This window comes from Streptomyces sp. 8K308 (genome assembly GCF_004348315.1).
GTDB lineage: Bacteria > Actinomycetota > Actinomycetes > Streptomycetales > Streptomycetaceae > Streptomyces.
In genome coordinates this window covers 36,327-42,801 of record NZ_SMKC01000019.1, presented here as the reverse complement: position 1 = coordinate 42,801, position 6,475 = coordinate 36,327, and the positions used below count along the sequence as shown (strand labels likewise).

The window sequence follows — 6,475 nt, the reverse complement described above, 5'->3', positions numbered from 1 at the left end:
GGTCCGGCCCATCTCACGGGCCGGTCTGCCCATCCCCCCACTCGGGCAGACCGGCCCGCATGGGTTCTCAGCCCCGCACGCTCGCCTACGCTCGCTCCGTGCATCCGCTGCTGATCGTCGCCGCCGCCGGCTACGGCGCGCTCGCCGGCGCGCTGCTCGCCCGCCCCGCCTACCGATTCGCGGTGCCCGCCGGCGAGCCGTGGCGCGCCACCTGCCCGGCGGGGCATCGGCTGACCGGCCGCGGCGCCGCCGGCTGGCTGGGCGCCGCCCGCTGCGCCGGCTGCCCGCCCACCGCCGCGCCGCCCAGGGCCGCGATCGGCACGGCGCTGGCGACCGCCGGCTGTTGCGCCGCGCTCGCCGCCGCCGTCGGCGCCCGCCCGGAACTCGTGGTCTGGCTGCTCGCGGCGCCCGTGATGGTGCTGCTCGCCACGGTGGACCTCGCGGTGCAGCGGTTGCCCGACCCGCTGACGTTGCCGCTGGCCGGCGGCCTCGCCGCCGGGCTCGGCGTGACGACGCTCCTGCCCGGCGCGGGCGGCAGCTGGCCGGGCGCGCTGCTCGGCGGCCTGGCGCTCGGCGCCTGCTACCTGGTGCTGTTCCTCGTCAACCCGAACGGCATGGGTTTCGGCGACGTCAAGCTGGCGTTGTCCGTGGGCGTAGCCCTTGGGTGGTACGGCTGGCCCGCGGTGCTCGCCGGCACCTTCGTCGGCTTCCTGCTGGCCGCCGGCTACGGGACGGCCCTGGTCATCGCGGGCCGGGCGGGCCGGCGGACGGCCGTGCCCTTCGGCCCTTTCATGGCGCTGGGCGCGCTCGCCGGCCTCGCGCTGGCGGGACTCGGCAGCTAATTCACGTCCAGATGCATGCGACAGGCACCGACATGCGTTACGGTGGAAACCCCCCCTCGGGCCGGTCCGTAACCCCCCCCACGGACCGGCCCGCTTTTCATGCCTGGATTCGCCCGAGGCGCCGCCGCCCCGGCTGGCCGGATCCACCGGTTCCGGTTCGCGCCCGGGGGCGGCGGCGCTAGAGTGCCCGGGCACGGGGAGAGGGCCAGGAGGGGCTGACACACACGATGAGCGCGATCAAGAGCGCGATGAAGAAGACCCTGCGTCGCATCGCCGTCCGGCTGTACGCACGGCGGGTCGAGGGCCACCTCGACACCGCACGGGGGCCGAAGCACATCGGCGTCATCCTGGACGGCAACCGCCGCTGGGCCAAGGCGGCGGGCGGCACCACCAGAGAGGGCCACGAGGCCGGCGCCGCGAAGATCCAGGAGCTGCTCGGCTGGTGCTCGGAGACGGACGTCGAGGTCGTCACGCTCTGGCTGCTCTCCACGGACAACCTCAACCGGCCGGCCGAGGAGCTGAACCCGCTGCTCGGGATCGTCGAGGGCGCCGTGCGCGACCTCGCCGAGGACGGCCGCTGGCGGGTCAACCACGTCGGCGCGCTCGACGTGCTGCCGGAGCGCACCCGCCAGGTGCTGCGCGAGGCCGAGGAGCTGGCCGGAAAGCGCCCCGGGATACTCGTCAACGTCGCCGTCGGCTACGGCGGCCGGCAGGAGATCACGGACGCCGTCCGCTCGCTGCTCGCCAAGCGGGCCGCCGACGGCCAGTCCCTGGACGAGGTCGCCGAGTCGCTCACCACGAACGACATCTCCGACCACCTCTACACGCGCGGCCAGCCCGACCCCGACCTGGTGATCCGCACCAGTGGCGAGCAGCGGCTCTCGGGGTTCATGCTCTGGCAGAGCGCCCACTCGGAGTACTACTTCTGCGAGGCCTACTGGCCGGCCTTCCGCAAGGTCGACTTCCTGCGCGCACTGCGCGACTACGCGGCCAGGCACCGGAGGTACGGCGTCTAGGCGCCGGTCACCCCCACCGGGGAGCGCTGGCGACTTCAGCTAGGGACCGTCGGCACTTTCACCCCTATTTCCGGGCGGATAGCCTCGAGGCCATTGGCGGTCACCACACTGTCGCGAGATGGCCGCCCAGGGTGTTCTTCGCATGAGATGCGCAAGGGGCGGGCATATTCCCGGCGGACCGTGCGTCGGCACGGTCCGCCGGGAGGCCCGTTTGCGCACCACGTCACCCCCTTCTCTCGCGGGGATCTGGGCCGGGTCCTGGCCCGTGCGCGGCGGGCCGGGGCCGGTTCTCAGCCCCCGGCGCCCTGGGCGGCGCCTTGATTCCACACCTCGTCCGAGGGGGTTCGTCCACACGTGGCCAGCAGCAAGAAGCGTTCCAGCGACCGGCGCATGTACGTCCTCGACACCAGTGTCCTGCTCGCCGATCCGGCGGCCATCACCCGTTTCGACGAGCACGAGGTGGTGCTGCCCGTCGTCGTCATCTCCGAGCTGGAGGCCAAGCGGCACCACCCAGAGCTCGGATACTTCGCGCGGCAGGTCCTGCGCCGGCTGGACGAACTCCGGGTCAGGCACGGGCGGCTCGACACCCCGCTGCCCGTGGGGGAGCTCGGCGGCACGCTCCGCGTCGAGCTCAACCACTCGGACCCGACCATCCTGCCCCCGGCCATGCGCGCCGGCGGCGGCCGGCTCCCCGACAACGACTCCCGCATCCTGGCCGTGGCCCGCAACCTGCAGGCCGAGGGCCACGACGTGACGGTCGTCTCCAAGGACCTGCCGCTGCGCATCAAGGCGTCGTCGGTGGGGCTCGCCGCCGAGGAGTACCGGGCCGAGCTGGCCATCACCGAGGCCGACGGCTGGACGGGGATGGTGGAGATCTCGCTGGGCGCCGAGGCGGTCGACGAGCTCTTCGCCGCCGAGACCGTCAAGGACCCGGCGGCCGCCGAGCTGCCGGTGCACACCGGCCTGGTGATCTCCTCGGAGCGCGGTCGCGCGCTCGGCCGGGTCGCGCCCGACGGCGGGATCCGGCTGGTCCGGGGCGACCGGGAGGCGTTCGGCATCCACGGCCGCAGCGCCGAGCAGCGCATCGCGCTCGACCTGCTGCTCGACCCGGAGGTGGGGATCGTCTCGATGGGCGGCCGGGCCGGCACCGGCAAGTCGGCGCTCGCGCTGTGCGCCGGCCTCGAGGCGGTGCTCGAGCGGCGGCAGCACAGCAAGGTGATGGTCTTCCGACCGCTGTACGCGGTCGGCGGCCAGGACCTCGGCTACCTGCCGGGCACCGAGGCCGAGAAGATGAACCCGTGGGCGCAGGCCGTGTTCGACACCCTGTCCGCGGTCACCACCCGCGAGGTCATCGAGGAGGTCGTGGCGCGCGGCATGCTCGAGGTGCTGCCGCTCACCCACATCCGCGGCCGTTCGCTGCACGACGCGTTCGTCATCGTGGACGAGGCCCAGTCGCTCGAGCGCAACGTGCTGCTGACGGTGCTCTCCCGGATCGGGCAGGACTCCCGGGTGGTGTTGACGCATGACGTGGCCCAGCGGGACAACCTGCGGGTCGGCCGGTACGACGGAGTGGTCGCCGTGGTCGAGAAGTTGAAGGGCCATCCGCTCTTCGCGCACGTCACCCTCACCCGCTCGGAACGCTCCCCGATCGCCGCACTGGTGACCGAAATGCTGGAGGAGGGGCGCATTTAGTCGCCCCAAGGGCGTGAACCGGGCGTCTCGGCGGTTATCCACCCGCCGGGCCGCCCGGTCCCTCGGCGAAATCCCAGGCAGGCGCGTCAATTCCGATATTCCCCAGCTTGACAAGCCCCGACCCCGTGTGAGCTTTCCCACACGGGGTCGAATTGCTTCCCGGCTCTCGCTTCCGGCAGTGTGTGCGTCTGTCAGGCCCCGCATACGGCAACCGATGCCCCCAAGGGCACCGCAAGGACTGCGTTTTCACAACTGAACAGCCGCTCGCCGTATGCCGCCCGAAGCACCACGCGGGTCCCCAAGCGCGCCGCGCGCCGGGTCCCGTCCGGGCCAGCGCCTCCCGCCACCACGGCACCAGGGGAGGCCCGAGTCAGGGGCACGATTGTGCCCGTGAGGTGACGAGCGGGCGATGTCGGAAGGAAACCGTGTGACCGGGATTTCGGTCCGGGGATTCGCAGTGGCGTCCGCCACCGCTGTGACCAGCGTCGGCGCCGTCGTAGGCGTGGCGTCGGGGGACGAGCAGGGCGCCGCCGCCGAGGGTCTTGAGGTCGTCCCGGCCTCAGCGACGCTGCTCTCGGAGATACCCGCTGGCACGAATGCCCAGCTGCACACCGCGTCGTTGACCCAGCAGGCGGAGATCCAGTCCGTCGCCGCCGACGCGGAGGCGCGCATCGCCGCCCAGGAGGCGGCCCGCATCCAGGCCGCCGAGGACGCCACCGAGCGCCGGGCCGCCGAGGAGCGTGAGGCCCAGGAGCGCGCCGAGCGCGAGGCCGCGGAGGCCGCCGCCGCGGCGGCCGCCGCCGAGGCCCAGTCCGCGAGCGCGTCGGCCGACTACGCCGTCCAGTCCTCGTACACCGTGGCCGAGATCCAGCAGATGGCCAGGGAGATCGTCGGCGCCGACCAGTTCCAGTGCTTCTCGAACATCGTGGACCACGAGAGCGACTGGAACTACCAGGCCACCAACCCCTCGTCCGGCGCGTACGGCCTGATGCAGGCCCTGCCCGGCTCCAAGATGGCCTCCGCCGGCGCCGACTGGCAGACCAACCCGGCCACCCAGATCCGCTGGGGCCTGAACTACATGAACGAGCGGTACGGCAGCCCGTGCGGCGCGTGGGACTTCTGGACCGTCAACAACTGGTACTGATCCGGAGGATCCCGGCGATCTTTCACGCGAGGCCCCCGAGCCATGCGGCTCGGGGGCCTCGCTTGTGACAGCACTGATTCCGGTTGGATACCCCGGTGTCCGGCGGCCCAAGGTAACGTCGAGGCGCGTTTGCGTGAGACGAAAGCTGGGGGCGGAGGGACCAGGGATGTCGAGACTTGGCCGGCTCGGGGCCGGTTTGTCGCGGGTCGGCTCGCGGGTGTCGCGGTTGCGCGGCGACGCCGAGCGCGAGCAGGAGCGCCGGGAGCGCGAGGCCGGCGAGCGCGGCGAGGCGGAGGTGTCGGCGGCGCGCGCCGACACGGGGCCCGAGGGCGGGGGCGGGAAGTCGCTCGAGCCCAGGGCGAGGCAGGCCGTGCTGACCGGTGGGCCCGCGCTCGAACCGAAGGCGGCCGGCGAGGGGGGCGGCGGCGAGGAGCCGCCGCCCGGTGGCACGGCCGAGGCGCCGGTGCCGCGCCGACCCCAGCCGGCGGAGGCGATCCCCTGGGGCGTGCGGGTGGCGGCCGAGGCCGGCTGGCGGATGCTGGTGCTCGCCGGCGTGGTCTGGGTCGTGATGCAGGTGGTCAGCTCGGTCAGCCTGCTGGTGATGTCGTTCGCCGCCGGCCTGCTGATCACCGCCGCGCTGCAGCCGTTCGTCGGCTGGCTCAGGCGGCTCGGCATCGGCCGGGGCCCGGCTACCGCCATCACGGCGCTCGGCGGCTTCGCGGCGATGGGCCTGGTCGGCTGGTTCGTGGTCTGGCAGGTCATCGAGAACTCGGACAGACTGGTCGATCAGGTGCAGGAGGGCATCGACAAGCTGCGGAACTGGGTCCTCGAGCTGCCGTTCGACATCACCGAGGAGAACATCAACGAGTGGACCGATAACATCAACGACTGGATCGCTGACCACAGCTCCGAGTTGACCTCGGCCGGCCTCGAAGGCGTCAACTACGCGGTGGAGTTCTTCACCGGCGCCGGTCTCGCGCTCTTCGTGGTGCTCTTCCTGCTCTACGACGGCGCCGGCGTGTGGCAGTGGTTCCTGCGGCTGGTGCCGCGGGCGGCCAGGGAGGGCGTGGCGGGCGCCGGGCCCCGCGCCTGGATCACCCTGACCGGCTATGTGCGGGGCACGGTGATAGTCGCGCTGATCGACGCGCTCGGCATCGGCATCGGCCTCTTTGCCGTCGGGGTGCCGATGGCCGTGCCGCTCGGCGTGATCGTCTTCCTCTCCGCCTTCGTGCCGCTGGTCGGCGCGATCGCCTCCGGCGCCCTCGCCGTGGTGGTGGCCCTCGTCACCACCACCGCGGTGGACGCGCTGATCGTGCTGGGCGTGGTGCTGCTCGTGCAGCAGATCGAGGGGCACATCCTCCAGCCGTTCATCCTGGGCCGGATGGTGCGGGTGCACCCGCTGGCCGTGGTGCTCGGCGTCGCCGCCGGCTCGATGCTGGCCGGCATCCCGGGCGCGGTCGTCGCGGTGCCGCTGATCGCGGTGACCAGCACGGTCGTCGGCTACCTGCGGGCCTACCAGGAGGAACTCGACGCCCGCGCCGGCCGCGCCGCCATCAGCGGCGCGACCATCGCCGAACTCGCCCCGACGAAACCGTCTTCGGCGGGCGACGCCTGACCGGCCTGGCGGCCTACCGTTCCGAAGGAGCGCAGGCCCCTGGTCCCGCGGCCCGGCAGGCGACCGGCCTTCCGTCCGGCCTCCCGTCCGGCCTCCCGTCCGGCCTGCCGGTCCGAAGGGCCTTCGGCCTCGGCGGGCCGAGGGCCCGCCGGCGGCCACGCTCCTC

Annotated in this window: 5 protein-coding genes; all 5 read left to right on the top strand. The window is 73.0% G+C overall.

The window, feature by feature from the left end; genetic code table 11:
* The first annotated feature begins 59 nt into the window (after positions 1–59).
* The 5 genes from E1265_RS05255 to E1265_RS05235 all read left to right on the top strand — a co-directional run bounded on the left by E1265_RS05255 (position 60) and on the right by E1265_RS05235 (position 6,309).
* On the top strand, positions 60–842 hold the full coding sequence (locus tag E1265_RS05255; RefSeq protein WP_132929024.1) for an A24 family peptidase: 783 nt from the start codon (positions 60–62) through the stop codon (positions 840–842).
* A 227-nt stretch (positions 843–1,069) separates the two neighbouring features.
* Entirely contained in the window at positions 1,070–1,858 is a 789-nt protein-coding gene (locus E1265_RS05250; protein WP_243740548.1) for an isoprenyl transferase, read from the top strand.
* A 390-nt stretch (positions 1,859–2,248) separates the two neighbouring features.
* Positions 2,249–3,550, top strand: a complete 1,302-nt coding sequence (locus E1265_RS05245; protein WP_132929031.1) for a PhoH family protein — start codon at positions 2,249–2,251, stop codon at positions 3,548–3,550.
* 427 nt (positions 3,551–3,977) lie between these two features.
* Positions 3,978–4,694 (top strand): transglycosylase SLT domain-containing protein, encoded by a 717-nt coding sequence (locus E1265_RS05240; RefSeq protein WP_132929023.1) that lies wholly within the window; start codon positions 3,978–3,980, stop codon positions 4,692–4,694.
* A 166-nt stretch (positions 4,695–4,860) separates the two neighbouring features.
* The gene (locus E1265_RS05235; RefSeq protein ID WP_132929022.1) at positions 4,861–6,309 is read left to right on the top strand and encodes an AI-2E family transporter; all 1,449 of its coding nucleotides are present in this window, start codon (positions 4,861–4,863) and stop codon (positions 6,307–6,309) included.
* Positions 6,310–6,475: the final 166 nt, after the last annotated feature.

Bases quoted from the DNA above. Each gene is read 5' to 3' on its own strand.
- E1265_RS05255 (WP_132929024.1), top strand. From the start codon at position 60: ATGGGTTCTCAGCCCCGCACGCTCGCCTACGCTCGCTCCGTGCATCCG.
- E1265_RS05250 (WP_243740548.1), top strand. From the start codon at position 1,070: ATGAGCGCGATCAAGAGCGCGATGAAGAAGACCCTGCGTCGCATCGCC.
- E1265_RS05245 (WP_132929031.1), top strand. From the start codon at position 2,249: ATGTACGTCCTCGACACCAGTGTCCTGCTCGCCGATCCGGCGGCCATC.
- E1265_RS05235 (WP_132929022.1), top strand. From the start codon at position 4,861: ATGTCGAGACTTGGCCGGCTCGGGGCCGGTTTGTCGCGGGTCGGCTCG.